This window comes from Pseudoalteromonas sp. 2CM39R (assembly GCF_023161845.1).
Genome location: NZ_JALNTM010000009.1, coordinates 292,349 through 311,672, shown reverse-complemented (window position 1 = coordinate 311,672; position 19,324 = coordinate 292,349). Strand labels below are relative to the sequence as shown.

17 protein-coding genes are annotated in these 19,324 nt (G+C 42.1%); 5 read left to right on the top strand and 12 right to left on the bottom strand.

Annotated features, from left to right (window positions below; all coding sequences use genetic code 11):
• Positions 1 to 384 precede the first annotated feature (384 nt).
• The 5 genes from hpf to tkt all read right to left on the bottom strand — a co-directional run bounded on the left by hpf (position 385) and on the right by tkt (position 4,757).
• Positions 385 to 741 carry a ribosome hibernation-promoting factor, HPF/YfiA family gene (gene hpf, locus MTF66_RS21110; protein WP_054560910.1) on the bottom strand — a complete coding sequence of 119 codons (357 nt, stop codon included), beginning with the start codon at positions 739 to 741 and terminating at the stop codon, positions 385 to 387.
• 182 nt (positions 742 to 923) lie between these two features.
• A complete protein-coding gene (locus tag MTF66_RS21105; protein WP_054551131.1) occupies positions 924 to 1,235 on the bottom strand; it encodes a pyrimidine/purine nucleoside phosphorylase in 312 nt (103 codons plus the stop codon).
• 93 nt (positions 1,236 to 1,328) lie between these two features.
• Positions 1,329 to 1,655, bottom strand: a complete 327-nt coding sequence (locus tag MTF66_RS21100) for a hypothetical protein (RefSeq protein WP_248528496.1) — start codon at positions 1,653 to 1,655, stop codon at positions 1,329 to 1,331.
• Between the two features lie 173 nt (positions 1,656 to 1,828).
• Positions 1,829 to 2,509, bottom strand: coding sequence for a winged helix-turn-helix domain-containing protein (locus MTF66_RS21095; RefSeq protein WP_248528495.1), 681 nt, complete (start codon positions 2,507 to 2,509; stop codon positions 1,829 to 1,831).
• 256 nt (positions 2,510 to 2,765) lie between these two features.
• Entirely contained in the window at positions 2,766 to 4,757 is a 1,992-nt protein-coding gene (tkt, locus tag MTF66_RS21090; protein WP_248528492.1) for a transketolase, read from the bottom strand.
• 266 nt (positions 4,758 to 5,023) lie between these two features.
• Here tkt and metK point away from each other — a divergent pair, with 266 nt between their 5' ends.
• On the top strand, positions 5,024 to 6,175 hold the full coding sequence (gene metK, locus MTF66_RS21085; RefSeq protein ID WP_054551125.1) for a methionine adenosyltransferase: 1,152 nt from the start codon (positions 5,024 to 5,026) through the stop codon (positions 6,173 to 6,175).
• A gap of 51 nt (positions 6,176 to 6,226) precedes the next feature.
• On the opposite strand, the gene MTF66_RS21080 is transcribed toward metK, so the two are convergent.
• The 3 genes from MTF66_RS21080 to MTF66_RS21070 form a co-directional block, all read right to left on the bottom strand.
• On the bottom strand, positions 6,227 to 6,631 hold the full coding sequence (locus MTF66_RS21080) for a diacylglycerol kinase (RefSeq protein ID WP_239962518.1): 405 nt from the start codon (positions 6,629 to 6,631) through the stop codon (positions 6,227 to 6,229).
• A 79-nt stretch (positions 6,632 to 6,710) separates the two neighbouring features.
• Positions 6,711 to 7,319, bottom strand: coding sequence for an START domain-containing protein (locus MTF66_RS21075; protein ID WP_248528490.1), 609 nt, complete (start codon positions 7,317 to 7,319; stop codon positions 6,711 to 6,713).
• Between the two features lie 37 nt (positions 7,320 to 7,356).
• Positions 7,357 to 8,877 carry a CYTH and CHAD domain-containing protein gene (locus tag MTF66_RS21070; RefSeq protein ID WP_248528487.1) on the bottom strand — a complete coding sequence of 507 codons (1,521 nt, stop codon included), beginning with the start codon at positions 8,875 to 8,877 and terminating at the stop codon, positions 7,357 to 7,359.
• Positions 8,878 to 9,090: 213 nt separating this feature from the next.
• On the opposite strand from MTF66_RS21070, the gene MTF66_RS21065 reads away from it, so the two are divergent.
• The gene (locus MTF66_RS21065; RefSeq protein ID WP_248528485.1) at positions 9,091 to 9,690 is read left to right on the top strand and encodes a TIGR04211 family SH3 domain-containing protein; all 600 of its coding nucleotides are present in this window, start codon (positions 9,091 to 9,093) and stop codon (positions 9,688 to 9,690) included.
• A gap of 48 nt (positions 9,691 to 9,738) precedes the next feature.
• Here the strand turns inward: MTF66_RS21065 and MTF66_RS21060 are convergent, their stop codons facing one another.
• A complete protein-coding gene (locus tag MTF66_RS21060) occupies positions 9,739 to 10,221 on the bottom strand; it encodes a winged helix-turn-helix transcriptional regulator (protein WP_058585791.1) in 483 nt (160 codons plus the stop codon).
• Between the two features lie 167 nt (positions 10,222 to 10,388).
• On the opposite strand from MTF66_RS21060, the gene putA reads away from it, so the two are divergent.
• Complete coding sequence (gene putA, locus MTF66_RS21055) at positions 10,389 to 14,192, top strand: bifunctional proline dehydrogenase/L-glutamate gamma-semialdehyde dehydrogenase PutA (protein WP_248528482.1); 3,804 nt, start codon at positions 10,389 to 10,391, stop codon at positions 14,190 to 14,192.
• Between the two features lie 161 nt (positions 14,193 to 14,353).
• A complete protein-coding gene (locus tag MTF66_RS21050) occupies positions 14,354 to 15,562 on the top strand; it encodes an HD-GYP domain-containing protein (protein WP_248528480.1) in 1,209 nt (402 codons plus the stop codon).
• Between the two features lie 19 nt (positions 15,563 to 15,581).
• Here the strand turns inward: MTF66_RS21050 and MTF66_RS21045 are convergent, their stop codons facing one another.
• Positions 15,582 to 16,649 (bottom strand): general secretion pathway protein GspB, encoded by a 1,068-nt coding sequence (locus tag MTF66_RS21045; RefSeq protein ID WP_248528477.1) that lies wholly within the window; start codon positions 16,647 to 16,649, stop codon positions 15,582 to 15,584.
• 13 nt (positions 16,650 to 16,662) lie between these two features.
• Positions 16,663 to 17,580, bottom strand: a complete 918-nt coding sequence (locus tag MTF66_RS21040; protein WP_058585795.1) for an ExeA family protein — start codon at positions 17,578 to 17,580, stop codon at positions 16,663 to 16,665.
• A gap of 125 nt (positions 17,581 to 17,705) precedes the next feature.
• Between MTF66_RS21040 and MTF66_RS21035 the strand changes: the two genes are divergently transcribed.
• Complete coding sequence (locus tag MTF66_RS21035) at positions 17,706 to 18,815, top strand: tRNA nucleotidyltransferase (protein WP_248528474.1); 1,110 nt, start codon at positions 17,706 to 17,708, stop codon at positions 18,813 to 18,815.
• On the opposite strand, the gene MTF66_RS21030 is transcribed toward MTF66_RS21035, so the two are convergent.
• A complete protein-coding gene (locus MTF66_RS21030; protein ID WP_248528472.1) occupies positions 18,803 to 19,324 on the bottom strand; it encodes a DUF1566 domain-containing protein in 522 nt (173 codons plus the stop codon). The two genes, MTF66_RS21035 and MTF66_RS21030, sit on opposite strands and share 13 nt — an antisense overlap.

Sequence of the window (19,324 nt, the reverse complement as noted above, 5' to 3'; positions counted from 1 at the left end):
GCAAGTTAGCAAGTTAGCAAGTTAGCAAGTTAGCAAGTTAGCAAGTTAGCAAGTTAGCAAGTTAGCAAGTTAGCAACACTAGACTACCTTCCACTTGTGTCAAGTAACTCGCTACTCTTTGGTTTTTTAATCTGACTTCTAACGACTGATATCTAATATCTCCATTTTTGTTCGGCGTTAAAACGCCTCCTACGTCTCTAACTCGCAAACTTTCCCCTTTACTCTTTCTAACTCACTAACTTTACTCTTTCCCCTAGCAACTCGCTAACTTTTGAATTTAAATCTGACAGCTGATTATTAAAACCAAAAAAGCCAAGCGTTTCGCAACGATTGGCTTTTTCAGATTTAGTTTTAAGTCTAGCCGCTTAGGCTAGTGCTCTGTAATTAGTTCAGGTTCATTTCCTGGATGATTTCGTGGGCAATTTCCGGTGTAGTACTGACCGGCTTTTCGTGTAGTTTGGCTTTCATTTGCCCTTTACGATGTTTAAGTGATGCATCTAGTTTTTTTGCAGCACCTGCGATAGCTGGGTACATCACATCATCTTCAGCTTTTACTGATAAACGTGCGCCTTCATAGGTTGTACTAATCTCAGCCTGATACTTATTGTGTTCTTTTGAAAGAATAATATCGAGTGATATTAATGATGGAAAATGGCTAGCAATTTTCGAGAACTTCTCGTTGATATGAGCTCTAACAGCCTCAGTAACGTCAACATGATGACCAGAAATATTAATCTTCATAGGGTATCCTTTTTTCTTGTTACCTCACAGTTAGTATTGGGGGCGAATTGAATTAACACAAGCGAAAATTGCAGATAATTAGTAATTGATTGTAACCACAGATGATTTAGATCATGCGTTGCGGATAAAATATGCAAAAGCCCGCATCACACGGGCTTTTCAGAGAGGTTAACAACTGTTCATTAACTGTACGAGCAACAGTAGTCGGCAAACTCGCTAACCTTTACTAGAAAGGTAACATTTGCATCAACGGTAAATGACTCTCCAGCTTGCATTGTTTGCCATTCGCTCTCACCGGGTAAAAGCACTTGCCAACTGCCACCGTTAAGCTCCATCAACTCTTTTTTGCTCGTAGCAAACTCAAACTCACCTGGTTGCATGAAGCCTAACGTCTTCGTGCTGCCATCAGCAAATACCACAGTACGGCTAGACACTTTACCGTCAAAATACACATTGGCTTTTTTCAGCACACTTACATTATCAAACTGAGACATCCTCACTCCTGTTGTTTTATTTTTTAAACGTAACCTAGCCTGCCCGAACTTTTAGTGCGCAGCAACTGAAGATTATTCACTTAAAACCAATATTCAAGCTGGCTTTTTATTATCTTTAATAAACTGAACAAGTAAGAAAACAAAGAAAGTTCCAGGTAGACCAACAATAAACAACAATGGGGTTAATACTCTTGGAGATGTTCCATTAATGTAAAACTTACCATATAAGAAATTACAAATTAGCCAGCCAGCGAGAATAAGATACGATAACAAGCTCGTATTTTCAGCCTTCAATTCGCAGCTTCCGAAAGCAACGTCGACTAATAACAGATCAAACGATATACACTGACTTGTATTTAGTGCGTAAAAAGTAAGTGCTGCCATAGATATTAAAGTGATGGCTGTAATGATGTATTTCATGGTCATTTCCTTATTAAATTAAAAGTAAAAAGAAGCAAACAACTGCCTCTGTCATTTCAATTTAAATGACTCTGAAAAATACACCATAATTTAGCCATTACTTAATCGTCACTTACTTATAACCAAAGTTATAACTATAATCACACCAGCAACAATACCTATAAATCAAAAAGTTAGCTAAAAACTTCAGCTATGAATTGATACCCTCTTTTCATCTGGGACTTTATATATTTAGGGTTTTTTGTATCAGTATCTGAAAAGGCATTTCGCAACTTACTAATTACTCGGCGAATAGCAGTGTCGGTGACTATTTGATTTTGCCAAACATTGCTGTGTAGCTCTTCTAAGCTGACGACTCTAGGTTGTTGCTCTATTAGATAGCTAAGTACTTGCATCATTTTTGGTTCTAAATAAGTTACTTGCTCATCTTTTGAAATGCTTTTTTCTTCGTAATTAAATGTATATTCACCGACCATCAAAGTGCTTTGGTCTGAAAGAGAAAAGCTTTTTTCCTCTACTTCTTGAGTATCTTCTTGCTCACTTTTTCTCAATACTTTTTTATAATTTCTACTAATTAACTTAAAGCTGTAAGTCACTAAAAGAACAATTGGGCTAAGTGGTAGAGAGAGAATAAAAAGTAAAGATAGTAAGTAAGCATTAACCTTGCTTTTTACTAATAACTGCCCAAAGAAAACAACCGCAAGCACCCATAAAATAAATGGTAAATCGATACTAATACTTTCAAGATTATCACCACAAACACCTACTCGAAAAAACGGCATATCAAAACATAAAGCAAAGCTATCAAAACTAGCTAACAGTAAAGCCAGCATGTACAACCATTTCATTTTCATTCCTTAAATATTACTTTGACTGGACGATAATATAGTAAAAAGCCCCTATTAACTAATCTCTTACAACACAATAGGAAAGCTTAACAATTTGCATGATGTGATAATTGAAGAGCCTGCTTTAGCGCGTCAAGAAGAGTGAGGTTTATGGTGCCAGCGAATGTGTTGGGTTTCACTCCGTTCTACCCAACCTACGGGGCATAAAAAAGCCCGCGCTGTGGTTATACAGGGCGGGCTTTTAAATTTTAGCGGCTAAAGCTTAGAACAAAGCGTTTGCTTTGTTTACAATGTTTTCAACAGTGAAACCAAAGTGCTTGAATAGCTCGCCTGCAGGTGCTGACTCACCGAAGGTCGTCATACCAACTACTGCGCCATTTAGACCTACGTATTTGTACCAGTAGTCTGCGATACCCGCTTCGATTGCTACGCGACGTGTTACGCTTGCTGGTAGTACGCTTTCTTTATAGGCAGCGTCTTGCTCATCAAATAAATCAGTTGAAGGCATAGATACCACGCGTACTTTTTTACCTTGTGAACGAAGTTCTGCAGCAGCATCTTGTGCAAGCTGTACTTCAGAACCTGTTGCAATAAGGATAAGCTCTGGCTCACCGTCACAGCTAAGTACGTAACCACCTTTTTTCACATCTGCTAACTGCTGTGCGGTACGCGTTTGTTGCTCAAGGCCTTGGCGAGTGAAAATCAGTGACGTTGGGCCATCTTTACGCTCAATTGCTTGTTGCCATGCAATCGCTGACTCAACTTGGTCACATGGGCGCCAGTTCACTAGGTTAGGCGTTAAACGCATGCTTGCGATTTGCTCTACCGGTTGGTGCGTTGGACCATCTTCACCTAGACCAATTGAATCGTGCGTGTATACGAAGATGCTTGGCTGCTTCATTAATGCGGCCATACGTACTGCGTTACGTGCGTATTCCATGAACATTAAGAATGTAGCACCGTAAGGAATAAAGCCTTTGTGTAATGCAATACCATTCATAATCGCTGACATACCAAATTCACGTACACCGTAGAAAATGTAGTTACCGCTAGCATCGTTAGCTTCTAGGCCTTTAGAGCCATCCCAAAGTGTTAAGTTAGAACCTGCAAGGTCAGCAGAGCCACCCATGAATTCTGGTAGTAACGGGCCAAACGCATTTAATGCATTTTGTGAAGCTTTACGTGTTGCTGGGTTTGCTGGGTTTGCTTGTAGCTCTTCGATGTAAGCTTGTGACTTTTCAGCCCAATCAACTGGTAACTCACCATTTGTACGGCGTTTAAATTCAGCAGCAAGTTCAGGGTGTGCACTTGCGTATGCTGCAAACTTTTCGTCCCAGCTTGCTTCTAGTTGCTTGCCTTTTTCTTTGCCATCCCACTCGCTGTAGATATCAGCTGGGATTTCAAATGCATCACCAGTCCAACCTAGGAACTCACGAGATGCTTTAATTTCGTCTTCACCCAGTGGCGCACCGTGACAGTCATGGCTACCTGACTTGTTAGGTGAACCGTAACCAATCACTGTTTTACAACAAATTAATGATGGCTTATCAGTGATGCTACGCGCTTCTTCGATAGCGGCGCGAATTGCATCAGGGTTATGACCATCAACATCGCTAACTACGTGCCAGCCGTATGCTTTGAAGCGCGCTGGTGTGTCATCGCTGAACCAACCTTCTACTTCACCATCAATTGAGATGCCGTTGTCATCCCAAAACGCAACTAGTTTACCTAGGCCTAATGTACCGGCTAATGAACAGGCTTCGTGTGAAATACCTTCCATTAAACAGCCATCGCCCATGAATGCATACGTGAAGTGGTCAACAATATCGTGGCCTTCACGGTTAAACTGTGCAGCTAGCGCTTTTTCGGCAATTGCCATGCCCACTGCATTTGTGATCCCTTGACCTAATGGACCCGTAGTAGTCTCAATACCTGGTGCATATCCATACTCTGGGTGACCTGGTGTTTTTGAGTGCATTTGACGGAAGTTTTTAATTTCCTCTAGTGGTAAGTCATAGCCACTTAAGTGCAGTAGAGAATAGATCAGCATTGAACCGTGGCCGTTAGAAAGAATAAATCGATCTCGGTCTGCCCACTCTGGATTCGTTGGATTGTGCTTTAGATAATCGCGCCATAGTACTTCTGCGATATCTGCCATGCCCATAGGGGCGCCAGGGTGACCAGATTTGGCCTGTTGTACTGCGTCCATTGATAAGACGCGAATAGCATTTGCAAGTTCTTTGCGTGATGGCATGAATTCTCCTACCTTTATGTATTTGCGCTGGTTGTTTATGAAGCCCCATTCTTACTTATTGTAAGGGTACAGTGCAATTAAAAATCCGCATTAAATGCACCAATTATGGGCGTTTGTTAAGAACAATACGTTATTAGTAATTTTAAATAGACGTCTAGGCGTAAAATTACTATGCAAACATATTTGTTTTAGATAAAATACGCCCCTTAATTTTTTAGCGCTATTACCGACGTTTGTGAAGCGCAATATTTGTGAGCAGAAATACAATGGCAAAACATTTATTTACTTCTGAATCTGTTTCTGAAGGTCATCCGGATAAAATCGCGGACCAAATCTCTGACGCGGTTCTAGATGCTATCCTTGAGCAAGATTCTCATGCCCGTGTTGCATGTGAGACTTACGTTAAGACCGGTATGGTGATGGTTGGTGGTGAAATCACAACTAGCGCTTGGGTTGATATTGAAGAAATCACACGTAAAACAGTACGTGAAATCGGTTACACGCACTCAGACATGGGTTTCGATGCTGACTCTTGTGCAATCCTAAACACTATCGGTAAACAATCTCCAGACATCAACCAAGGTGTTGACCGTGCTCGCCCTGAAGAGCAAGGCGCTGGTGACCAAGGTCTAATGTTCGGTTACGCATGTAATGAAACTGACGTTTTAATGCCTGCACCAATCACTTATTCGCACCGTCTAGTTCAGCGCCAAGCTGAAGTTCGTAAAAGCGGTGAGCTTAACTGGTTACGCCCAGATGCAAAATCTCAAGTAACGTTTGCATACGAAAATGGCAAGCCTGTTGGTATTGATGCAGTTGTTCTTTCAACTCAACACTGTGATTCAATCTCACAAAACGACTTAGTTGAAGCGGTAATGGAAACGATCATTAAGCCGGTTCTTCCTGCTGAGCTAATCTCAAGCGCAACTAAGTTCTTCATCAACCCAACTGGCCGTTTCGTAATCGGTGGTCCAATGGGTGACTGTGGTCTTACAGGTCGTAAAATCATCGTTGATACATACGGTGGTATGGCTCGTCACGGTGGTGGTGCTTTCTCTGGTAAAGATCCATCAAAAGTTGACCGCTCAGCTGCATATGCTGCTCGTTACGTTGCTAAAAACGTGGTTGCAGCTGGCCTTGCTGACAAATGTGAGCTACAAGTTTCTTACGCTATCGGTGTTGCAGAGCCAACATCTATCAGCATCGAGACATTTGGTACAGGTAAATTAGAAGAAGCGCGTCTAATCGAATTAGTACGTGAGCACTTCGACCTACGCCCTTACGGCTTAATCCAAATGCTTGATCTTGAGCGTCCTATCTATCAACCGACTGCGGCATACGGTCACTTCGGTCGTGATGAGTTCCCTTGGGAGCGTACAGACAAAGCAGACGCACTTCGCGCAGCTGCTGGCCTGTAATAGGTTAGATAAAATGAAAAAAGCGCCTTCGGCGCTTTTTTTGTGTCTGATTTAAAGGTAGGTTACTATTTTTTCGTAAACTGCGACACCCCAAACTAAGGCTAGAATTAGCAAGCTCAATGTCACTGCCGCAGAGGCCATATCTTTAGCACGGCCCGATAATACATGATACTCAATCCCTACTCGGTCAGTGAGCGCTTCTATCGACGAGTTAAGTAACTCAACAATTAATAATAACAAGTAAGGAATAAATAACACTAACCAATGATTTAATGACTGCGCAAGAACCACTGACAAGGGTAATAAGCACACCCCTAAATAGATTTCAGAACGAAATGCTGACTCTTCTTTAAATGCCGCTTTAAAGCCTTTAATAGAACACTTGGTTGCTTTTGAAATACGCCCAAAGCCAATACCATTTGGCTTATTAACTAGGGGAATTTTTGGTTCTTTCATTTTTTACCTACCCGCTCAGAATTAGCCTGATCATAATGATAAATTCTTACTCTGTCACCCAAATACGCTTGATTAAAAACTAGCAATCACCTGGAATGCTGCTGGTGTTAGCGCGGGAAAACTGATTGTTAGTTAATTGTTCTCTCAGTGCTTGTAGCGTTTTATAAACGCTTTTTAGGGATACCTTGTTACTTAACCAATGCGGAATAGAACCACCTGGGTCTGCATAGGCTTGATGGCTGACCAACAAATTACTTTGTTGCTGTTCTAAACGCCAATAAGCGGTGAGGTCTTTAATACGCACAACGCCAGAGACTTCGCCTTTTGCATAAGGTTGGCTTTTGATTTGTAACTCGGTTTTGTGCTCATCTAAAGCGCGATAACAAGAGTAACTTACTAAATCTCGGTCTGATACTGGCCAAGGCGAGTTAAAGTGGGTATAAACAAGGGTTTCTGAAGGGCTTAAGCGCTCCATTAGCATCACGCTTTTGACATTTGCGAGCCAGTTTGCGGCGTTGTCGGTATCACTGAGCAATGCCATAAAATCACTGGCCTTGGCATTTTTTACCAGCACAGAAGCATTAATTTCTATAATGCCAGTTTCGTGCTTTTTATAGCTAACCTTTATGCCGTCTTGCTGTTTATAGGTTTGCCATTCAATAGGGTTAGCGACTGCCGAGAGACTCAAACATGCTAACCCTATCCATAGGCACAAGCGCATTTATTTAAAACCAATAAGGGTCTGTATTAAATGACGCATGGCGACTTTGCTCCATCGCACTGACCAAAAACTCTGATTTTTGATCAAGCCATGATTGAATTTTTGTCAGCTCTAAGTCGTCTTGCCCTGCACATAACTGCTTTAAGTACTCAAGGGTGCTTAACTCATAAATACCATGGGAGATATCAACCCATGGCATACGGAACTCATTTCTGTCTTCTTTATCGAACAAGGCACCTAAGCAGTTGCCGCTGAGTAATGAGTTTTCAAGGCGGGTGCGTAGTGCCAAATAGTCTTTATCTGTAAACACTTGCTGCTCAGGAATAAGCTCGTGCATGTCGTGCCAATCTTTAGCAAATAAACGCTTAGCAATATCGGCAACTGGTTTTTCTGCTGCCTGAAACTCAGCTTGCCCCCATGATTTGCGCCATTGTTTTTCAATTAACCAGGTTGTTAATTGTAATAATAAGCGGTTGTATCGGGTGCTATGAAAAAGAGTTTCAATATCATCAATGCTTGGCTGAAGCTCTTTTAAGTCGTTAATAACTTGTGTGAGCTCAGGCGCACTGTTGATTTTTTTGTAGTATGCGTGGCGCTTAGATGTGTAGGTTTTTAGCTGAATAGCATTTTCAACCCACGCTAATTCGCTCAATAACCACTTTAACTCTGTACGCAATGAGTCGGTATCGTCTTTACTAACAATATCGTCAAATAGCCAAAATGTATGGCGAATTAAACGAATACCGTCGGTGACACGCTTAAGGGTTTTTAAGCTTGGTTTTATGAAGTAGCAGGCTTCATGTTTTTGTACAAAGCGAATCGCGTAGTTAATGCTTTCTACTAAAGCTTGTTCTTGGGTTGCACCACGTTTTAGTGGCACAAAGCCAATTGATTTGCTTGCTTTTAATGGTTTGTCATCAGCAAGACGATAACCTCGAGCAGCTTTAGAATAAAGCCCTAAGCGAACATGGCTTTCACTAACCAGTTTATCTGCCAGTGCAAATAACTCATTGCGACTACCTTCAATCAGTTCGATTTCAAGTTCAGAAATTGGCTCAACCTGACCCGACGCAGCAACTTCACCTTTATCTAATACCACTTCAATTTTTGCGCCACTTTCGGTTTCGAGTAACCAAGTACGGCGTATAAAGTTAGTGCTAAAAATTGGGTATAGGTTTTCTGCAATACCAGTCACTTGCATGCCATGCGGCCAAATAGCAGCATCAAATGCGAGTAAATCGGGGCGATTACCTGACAGTGGTAAATTGTATTCTGGGCGCTGATGTAAGCCACCAACCACTTCGCCGGCAAGCTTGATAGTTTGCTCACACTCACCGTCACAACAGCGAGTACGAAGGCCAATATCTAAAGCACGTAGTTCTCGGCTTGGCGTATCGTAATAAGCATTTTGTAAGTTGCGTGACGGTTTATTGGTAACGGTTTTTGCAAATTGGGTAATTAATGCGGGGATCAGTGGAACAACGGCATCTGACACCAAAAACTTCAGTTCTATCTCAGTATCCATTCGCTTTGCGGAGTACATTTAAAATAAATAAGTGATCAAAATAAACAAAGCAGACTGTTAATGCAAATTTTTTCCTGTTTTTTGCGGTTAAGCCCACGCACGGATTACAATATCAGCCTTGCTATTAATAGTTGAAATCCCTACTATCTCTATACATAAAGAAATTATAAATTTAGCCACTTCTAGGCAAGATCACATTAACAAGGTAGATTGATGTTAAAACAGTGTATTTTTGGGTTGCTCCTTGCGGCCACCTCTTTTATTAGCTACGCAGAAGAAGCACCAAGCAGCGACAGCCAAAACACCGCATACATAGTCGATAACCTGTATACCTTTATGCACTCAGGCCCAAGCAAAAATTACCGCATTTTGGGTTCAGTCGATGCAGGTACGCAAGTTGTGTTGTTGTCAGCTGAAGATAATGGCTACTTTAAAATTCGTGATGATAAAGATCGTGAAGGTTGGGTAGAGTCAAAATTTGTTACTGAAAACGCGGGTATTCAACAACAATTTCAAGCACTGAATAACGACATGACAGTAATGCAAGAGCAGCTTCGCCAAGCTGAAATTGAACTGCCACAACTACAAGAGCAGAACAAATCACTGACAGAGCAAAACCTAGCTCTTAGCAAGCAAATCGAAGCGCTTAAGAACACTATTGAGTCTGAGCGTAATGCAAAGCAAACAGCCAGTGCTAAAGAGAAACGTCAGCTACTTACTTATGGCGGCGCAATTGCATTTATCGGCTTACTGTTAGGTATTATCTTAACCGTGGTGTTATCTCGCCGTAAACGTTACGACGGCTGGGCGTAAGCCACTAAATAGTCAATAAAAAAGCACCTGATGGTGCTTTTTTTGTATCTATATATCGAACCTCAGTCCGTTGTCCTGTTTAATTTTTTCGATCACCATATAGGTGTGATGCGTACCTACCCCTGGTATATCAACTAAATCCCCCAGCACCTGACGGTATTCGTCCATATCAGACACACGTATTTTTAATAAGTAGTCATAGCCACCAGCAACCATGTCACATTCAACCACTTGCGGGATATTTAAAATATATTCACGAAATACTTTAAACACCGATGTATTCGAGGTCACTAACGATACCTGCACATGTGCTAACAAGCTCTGGTTAAGTTTTGCTTCGCTAAGCTTAGCGTAATAGCCTTCGATGTAGCCTTCTTGTTCTAAACGTTTTACACGGTCTAGGCATGGGCTTGGGCTCAGATTTACCTGTTTTGCGAGGTTTACGTTCGATATTCTGCCATTTTTTTGCAGAGCGTCTAAAATTGCTAAATCGATGCGATCTAACATGCGTAATCTATTCGGACTGGTCATAACAGAATTTTATGCGGCTAAGTTAACGGTATGCCCTGTAAATTATCGTAAATCGAAAAATTTAACCAGCATATTCTGCTGGATTTTAATTAGAATGCACGAATTATATCAATGGTAAGAAATGCAATTAGTTCATTTTTTAGACTCCACATACCAGAGGGTTACATATGCTATTTAATGGCGATTTGACAACTGAATGTCCAATTAGACAAAAGATCCGTGATTTCTACCGTATTGACGAAAATGCGGTTATTGATCATATTTTGCCTTTGGCTGAAGTAGGCGTGAAAGCGCGTAGCCGAGCGTGGGAACGCGCTCGTCAAATGGTTTTAAATATCCGTCGCGATCAGGATGGTCAAAGCGGTGTAGATGCACTATTAAATGAATTCTCACTATCAAGTGAAGAAGGCGTTGTATTAATGTGTCTTGCAGAAGCACTATTACGTGTTCCAGATAAAGCAACGCAAGAGTCACTAATTCGTGACAAACTTGCTAAAGGTGACTGGAGCTCGCATTTAGGTAGCAGCGATTCTTTATTTGTAAACGCCTCTTCTTGGGGTCTGTTAGTAACCGGTAAAATGGTTAACTACAGCGACAAGTCAAAAGAGCAGCAATTCGGTGTTCTTAAGAAAACAATTGGTCGTTTAGGTGAGCCTGTTATTCGTAAATCTGTGAACTTCGCGATGAAGATCATGGGTAAGCAATTCGTTATGGGTCGTACTATCGACGAGGCCATTGAACGTGCAGCAGAAAAAGAGCAAAAAGGCTACGTTTACTCATACGATATGCTAGGTGAAGGCGCTCGCACAATGAAAGATGCAGAGCGTTACTTCCAAAGCTACATGACAGCTATCCACGCGATTGGTAAAGCAGCAAATGGCCGTGGCCCAATTAAGAGCCCTGGTATCTCAGTTAAAATTTCTGCTATTCACCCACGCTATGAATTCACTCACCGCGAACGTGTTATTGCTGAAGTGGTACCTAAGTTAAAAGAACTTGCACTTGCAGCGAAAAGCTACGATATCGGCTTTACTGTTGATGCTGAAGAAGCTGACCGTTTAGATATTTCTTTAGATGTTATTGAAGCGGTATTCAGTGATGACGATTTAGGTAACTGGAACGGCTTTGGTTTAGCTGTTCAAGCATACCAAAAGCGCGCTATTTTTGTCGTTGAGTGGGTTGCAGAACTTGCTCGTCGAGTTGGTCGTAAACTAATGGTTCGCCTTGTAAAAGGTGCATACTGGGATACAGAAATCAAAACCACTCAACAAGATGGTTTAGATCACTACCCGGTATTTACACGTAAAGCGACCACAGACGTTTCTTACAAAGCTTGTGCTATTAAGCTTCTAGAAGCACGCGATGTATTGTATCCGCAATTTGCTACACACAACGCATACACTGCAGCAACAATCTTAGAAGTTGCAAAAGGTGATAACGAAGGTTTTGAATTCCAACGCCTGCACGGTATGGGTGAGTCGTTATTCGACCAAATCGTAACCCAAGAGAAAATTCAATGTCGTGTTTACGCACCAGTGGGTCAACACGAAGACTTACTTGCCTACTTAGTACGTCGTTTATTAGAAAACGGTGCTAACTCGTCATTCGTGAATGCGATTGTTGATACGACTAAGCCTGTTGAATCACTATTACCTGACCCTGTAGAAACACTGCAAGGTTTACGTAACAAGTACAACACGCAAATCAAGATGCCAATTGATTTATACGGTGAAGAACGTGCTAACTCAAAAGGTATGGACTTAACTGATATCAACGTCATCACACCATTTAAAGAAAATCTTGATACTTGGTTTGATGAGCACCGTATTGAATTAAGCGATGTGCCAGAAGGCTCTCTTCCTGTGAAGAACCCTGCAAATCACAAAGAAATCATTGGTCATGTGAAACTACAATCTTCTGACGAAATGACTTCGCTTTTAGAAAACGCAGAAAAAGCATTTGAATCATGGTCACAAACACCAGTAAAAGAGCGCGCAAACTTACTACGTCGTGTTGCTGACATTTTAGAGCGTCACCACGATGAGCTTGTTGCTATCTGTATTAAAGAAGCTGGTAAAATTACCCAAGATGGCATCGATGAAGTTCGTGAAGCAGTGGATTTCTGCCGCTACTACGCAGCACGCGCTGAAGAACTTTCTGAAGATGAGCGCTTTGAAGCACGTGGTGTGATCTTATGTATCAGCCCATGGAACTTCCCACTTGCAATCTTCTTAGGTCAAGTAGCTGCAGCAATCGTGACTGGTAACACAGTTATTGCGAAACCAGCTGAGCAAACAAGCTTAATCGCACTTCGTGCAATTGAACTGATGCTTTCTGTAGGCTTACCTGAGCACGTTGTACAGCCAGTTATTGCCCGTGGTAGCGAAGTAGGTAAAACCATCGTTCCTGATGAGCGTATTCAAGCTGTTATGTTCACCGGTTCTACAGAAACAGGGACTCTTATTTCGCAAACTCTTGCTGCGCGTAATGATATCCAAGTACCGCTTATCGCTGAAACTGGTGGTCAAAACTGTATGATCGTTGACTCAACCGCTCTACCAGAGCAAGTTGTTGACGATGTGATCAGCTCTGGCTTCCAAAGTGCGGGTCAACGCTGTTCTGCACTACGTGTATTGTTCTTACAAGAAGACGTTGCTGATGGCATCATTGAGATGATCAAAGGCGCTTTAAAAGAGCTTCACGTTGGTGACCCTTCATTGCTTTCAACAGATATCGGTCCTGTTATCGACGAAAAAGCACTGAAAAACTTAAATGACCATGTTGAATACTTAAAAGGTAATGCAACTCTTCACTATGAGTGTGCGATTCCTGATAACAGCGAAAATGGCGCATTCTTCTTTGCGCCTCGTTTATACGAGATCAAAGACTTATCTGTGCTTAAACGTGAGGTATTTGGCCCGTGTGTGCATATCATTCGTTTCAAGGGCACAGAGCTTGATAACGTAATTGATCAAATCAATGGTACTGGCTTCGGTCTGACCATGGGGATCCACTCACGTATCGAAGAGCGCTGCGAATACGTAGCGAAGATGTCACGAGCAGGTAATGTTTACGTCAACCGTAATATGATTGGTGCGATTGTTGGCGTACAACCGTTTGGTGGCCGAGGTTTATCAGGCACAGGCCCTAAGGCCGGTGGCCCTAACTACTTACAACGTCTAGTGAAAGAAAAAGCATCACCAGATAACGTGCAAATGACAAACCTAACACCTGATGAGTTAGATACTCACCACTATTCAGGTGCAGCTGAGCAAGTTGCTACGCTAATGGATAACTCATTACGCGACGAGAAAATCTGGCGTGCGACACCACTGAACGACCGAGTTTCTGCTGTGCGTCAATTACTTGCAAAAGTAGCGACTGTAGAAATTATCGACGAGCTTGCCGATGATTTGGCATTAACGCTAGCTGATGCACGTGCACAACTTAACCGTCTTGAAAAACACATGCGTAAGCACACTGTGCTGCCAGGACCTACGGGTGAATCTAACACGCTTCACTTAGAGCCTCGTGGTTGTGTAGTTTGTTATGCAGATAAGAGTACGTCATTTAATTTCTGGGCAATTTCGATTATCACAGCACTTGCTGCTGGTAATACCGTAATCACGGTTGCTTCTGAGTTATTCTTTGACGAAGCGGTTGCGTTTAAAGATAAGTTTATCTCAACAGGTATTGCTGAAGGTGTATTCCAAGTTGCTAAACCTAATCAGTTACAAGCAATTTTAGCGCACCCTCACCTTGCAGGTGCGGTTGTTGCAGCTCGTTCATCACGCCTAGGCTACTTCAGCCAGCAGCTAGCACAACGTAAAGGTGCGATTCTGCCAGTGATCAGCTCTGAGTACTATGACACGCTAATCAAGCGCTTACTAACTGAGAAAACAATTAGTGTTGATACAACCGCTTCAGGTGGTAACACATCACTAATGACCTTAGTTGAAGACGACGAGTAATCGTATTAGTTAAAGGAAATTACACTTTCCTGAGTTATTTAAAAGCCCTCGCATTTGCGGGGGCTTTTGATTTTTACAGATACCTTTTTACTATTCTTGTTTACCGAGCTACAAATTTTCTGCTAGTTTTATAGTAATGTATTCGACTAGAAGTAAAGGCTTTGAAAACACTCCCTATCAATCAACTTAAGCCCGGCATGTTTGTCCAAAGTGTGACAAAACAAAAAGGCAAGATCCGTATAAAAAACCAAGGTTGGGTAAAAACACAGGGAAGCATAGACAAGCTGATCAAGGCTGGCATATTAGAAATAGCGATAGACCCGGACAAAACTCTGACCTTAGACAATGAGAATAAAGTGGTTGAGCAGCAACATAATCCACAACCTGTTGGCGAGACTAGCGCTTTTGATCCTTGGCACACAACCCATAGTGTGTCTGCAGAAATGGGCAAAGCAAACAGCTTATATAACGAAGCAAGGTCATTGCAAAGCAAAGCCTTTGACGATATCCGCGATGGCAACAAAATTGATATTGCCCCTTTCAAAGAACTCGCAAGTGGCTTTATTGATTCGGTTTTTCGTAATCAAGATGCGCTTGCCTGTATCACTCGTATGCGTGAAAAAGATGCTTATTTACTTGAGCATTCAATTAATGTATCAATTTTGATGAGCATTTTTGCTAAACACTTAGGTATTGAAAAAGCCATTATTGAAGAGCTTGCGACCGGTGCTTTACTTCACGATATTGGAAAAATAAATATTCCCGATGAGATACTCAATAAGCCTGGCAAGTTAACAGATGAAGAGTACCAAGCAATTCAGGACCATGCTCGTTTCAGTAAAGAAATTTTAGAGCAGGCAGGCTTGAGCGGGATTGCTGTTGATATAGCAGGGTTCCATCACGAACGTTTAGACGGCAGTGGCTATCCGTTTGGTAAAAGTGGTGACGAGATAAGTTTGTACGTACGCATGGCTTCGATTGTTGATGTTTATGATGCATTGACCGCTGAGCGTGTCTACAAAGCTGGCATGGAACCAATTAAGGCGTTTAAGATACTTAAAGATGGCTGTCCAGATAGCTTTGATGGAGATCTAGTCACTAAGTTTATTCAGTGCATCGGTGTTCACCCGGTCGGCACCTTAGTTAAACTTGAGAGCCAAAAATTAGGTGTGGTCACTCACAGTAACCCTACTAGTCCTTTAAAACCTCAAGTTAAGGTGTTTTATCACGCTAAGCATGCTCGCTATACCGAAGTGCAGGATATTGATTTGGCTAACAGCCGTTGTCACGATAGTTTAGAGTCAGCAGTCAGGCCGAGTGACTTTAATATCGACCTGATCCGCTTTTTTAAGAATGCTATTTTACCTTAACCCTTAAAATTAAGACTGGCTACTCAGGCCAGTCTTGTAATGCTTTTAACGTAAACTCATAGCCATCGTAGCTTAATAAGCTCTGCTCTGGCGTAATTTCAATCACAGACAACACACCAATGTTATCGCCTTCGTATAACTCACGACCATTTAACTTAATCCAACGCTTCGATGTTTCTGAAGCATAAATATGCGCTTGGTATTTAATGGTAGGAATGAGGCTTTGTAATGCATCAGGCAATAGCTCAATGGGCTCTGCATACGATGTGTTTTTAGTGCTACGGGTAATATCAACACTATGTTTGTTATCAACATCTTCAACCGCTTTAGCAAAAGCATCTTTCAATGTATCTGGTACATCTTTAAGCTCATCATTTGTTGATGATTGAGAAGCAGGTTGAGTTGGCTGACCATTAAGTGGCTTGCCGAGCACCTTGTATTTACTTAAATCAACGCCATTACTGCTCATTTGCTGCGGGTTGATTTGTTGCATTGACTGCGAAAACTGTGGCTGTGATTGATACACTGGCTGATTTTGATACGCAGCTTGCTGCTGGTACTGAGGTTGTACTTGATAACCTTGATTTGCATACACAGGAGCTGAATTAACAGGTACTTGCACCCATTGATATTGCTGACCTTGCACCGGAACCTGCTGCATCATTTGTTGCGGCACAGCTTGTTGCGGTACAGATTGTTGCACTTGCCCTTGTTGCATCGTTGTTACTTGGGCTGGGTTATTGGTCGCTTGCGGGTTTTGGCTTTGCGCTACTTGCTGTTGCTTAGCAGGTTGTTTTGTTTCAGGACTTGCCTGAGCCTCAGTGGCAACGCTTTCTGTGGTTTCATTGCTGTTATTAACAAGCTTTGGCTGCTCAGCAGCAGGTTTAGTTTGCTGTAACCATTTACCAATCGAAAATCCTGCCATAAGCGTCAATATGGCCGCCAGTAATAGCCCAAATGAAAAAGCTAAGCGGCGATAGCGTGTTAATTCTTGCTGTTGTTTGAGCGCAAGTGCGGCTTGGTCATGATCAACGGCAGTTTGTGCGTGCTGATCAGATTGTTTAATTGCATCTAGTAATAATGACATAAATGAACACTCGTTATATTAGGTAGGATAAACCAATACCCATTCCTAATACGGCTAAAAATGAAACTGGGTAAAGCCAAACATAACTCGGCTCTTTATTTGCTACAGCAACAGGAGTGCTGGTTGGCGGCAGTGCCTCTGCGGCTGAGCGCATTACAAGCTCACTGTCGATACTCAATTTTTGCTGTGAAAATGCTCCCACTAAACAGCGCTCACATAATAAATTGATCAATCTTGGTACGCCTTGAGTAACCTGATAAATCGCTTTTAACGCATCCCCTGAGAACAATGCTTGCTCTGTGCCCGCTTTAAATAAACGGTGCTTAACATAGGCAAACACTTGTCCTTCAGTGAGTGGTAATAAGTGATAACGCGCGGTAATACGCTGGGCAAGTTGTCTTAATTCAGTGCGTTTTAGTAGTTCTTGAAGCTCAGGTTGCCCTACTAATACAATTTGCAGCAGTTTTTTATGATCTGTTTCGATATTGGTTAACAAGCGCAGCTGCTCTAGCACATCAGGTGCGAGTAATTGTGCTTCATCAATAATTAAGATGGTGTGACCGCCCGCTTGATTGTTTGCCTCAAGGTGCTTTTTAATCACATCAGTAAGGGTCTTCAGAGTCGCATTAGTACTGTCATACTCAATCTTTAATTCGTCACAAATACTGGCAAGCAGTTCAAGCTGTGACAAAGCCGGATTATGAATTTGTGCCACTTGGGTGTTTTCAGGTAACTGCTCTTGCAGACTTCTTGTTAGTGTTGTTTTACCTGTACCCACTTCGCCTGTTAACAAAACGAAGCCACCCGCTTCACCTAATCCATAGGTAAGGTGCGCTAATGCCTCTTTATGGCGTTCACTAAGAAATAAATACTCAGGATTTGGGGCAATCGAAAAGGGTTTTTCTGACAAGCCAAAATAGCTTAAATACACCGTGTTATTCCTTGCGTTTAAAATCACGGTCTATAATGGCAAAAAACATCGCTACTTAAAACCTTGTTTACATTTTATTGGCTAAATAACGTAAAATAGCGAAAAGGCAAAATTATAGGTGTTTTATGCAGGTTTATTTAGTCGGTGGCGCAGTCAGAGACGCCCTACTTGGTCGTGACGTTAAAGAGCGCGATTATGTGGTGGTTGGTGCAACACCTGAACAACTTATCAGCCAAGGCTATCAACAAGTTGGTAAAGATTTTCCGGTATTTTTACATCCACAAAGTAAAGAAGAATATGCGCTGGCTCGAACCGAGCGAAAACAAGGTCAAGGTTACACTGGCTTCATTTGTGATTTCACGCCAGATGTCACATTAGAGCAAGACTTAATTCGTCGAGATCTCACCGTAAATGCCATTGCTCAAGCTCAAGATGGCAGCTTAGTTGACCCTTTTTCTGGCCAACAAGACCTTGAAAATCGTGTATTACGTCATGTCTCCGATGCCTTTAGTGAAGACCCTCTACGCATATTACGCGTAGCGCGTTTTGCTGCTCGTTATCATTACCTAGGCTTTACTATTGCGCCAGAAACCAAGGCGCTTTTAATTGATATGGTCAAAGCCAATGAGCTAAACACACTAACTGCTGAACGCGTTTGGTTAGAATGCGAAAAATCTCTAAGTGATGGCGCATTTAGCGAGTTTTTAAATGTGCTTGCCAGCATTGGCGGCCTGCATGTAATTAGCCCTGAGCTTGAAAATAAATGGTGTGATGAGCTTTACCATACCTTACAAGCTCGCTTTGCCTATGCGAATAAACTGCAAGTTAGCGACACTGCGTTATTATTTAGCCAAGTTACCTTAGCGCTTTCAAGCGATGAGATAAAAGCGATAGCTAGCAAGATACGCTTACCTAATGAAGTGCGCGATTTAGCGCTGTTTAGTCAAACCCATCAAACAACGTTAAGTGCAGAAAAACCATCTAGCGAGGCCGTTTTTGCTTGCTTTAACCAACTTGATTTATGGCGTCGCCCTGAGCGTTTTGAGCAAGTATTAAAGGTGTTAGAGATAAGCCAGCAACAGCCAGTAGCCAGCTATGACTCTTTAGTAAATGCAGCCACGCAAGCACGAGCAGTCAACCCGCAACAGTTTATTGCACAAGGTATTAAAGGCGCAGAAATTAAAACCGCGCTTGAGCAAGCGCGGTTAAAGATTATTAAAGACTACTTTTCGTAGCGCACCAAACGCAAATAAACATCGGACGTTTTTGCGTGAAGGCTGTTGATGCCTTTATCAAATTGATACACCCAAGCTAGATCAGTACGACTGATCCCTGAAGTGCTACTCCAATAGTTTTGCAGCTTAGTCGATAAAAATGCGTTTTCGTTAATACTAGGCTGCACACAACTATGCTCTAAAATACTTGCTAACTCTTTAACATTTGGCACATGCCAATCACTGTAATCAGCAAAAGTTGCATTTTCAGCCCCGCGTAAAGCTTCGCCCCAAGTAAGTTGCTGGCTAGTGCCCTCGCAAGTATCTGTGTCACTATCATAGCTTTGACCAAACGTACAACGTTGCCACATAAGTCCCGTTTCGCTATCACTTACTGTACCATCTTCGTTAATTACAAAACGGCTATCAGGGGTCGTTTCAGTGACAGCGCTATAACATACTTGCGCAGCAGCAAAACCCGATTGCAGAGCAATAACGGTAATTACTGTGATTAAAGGTAACTTTCGCAT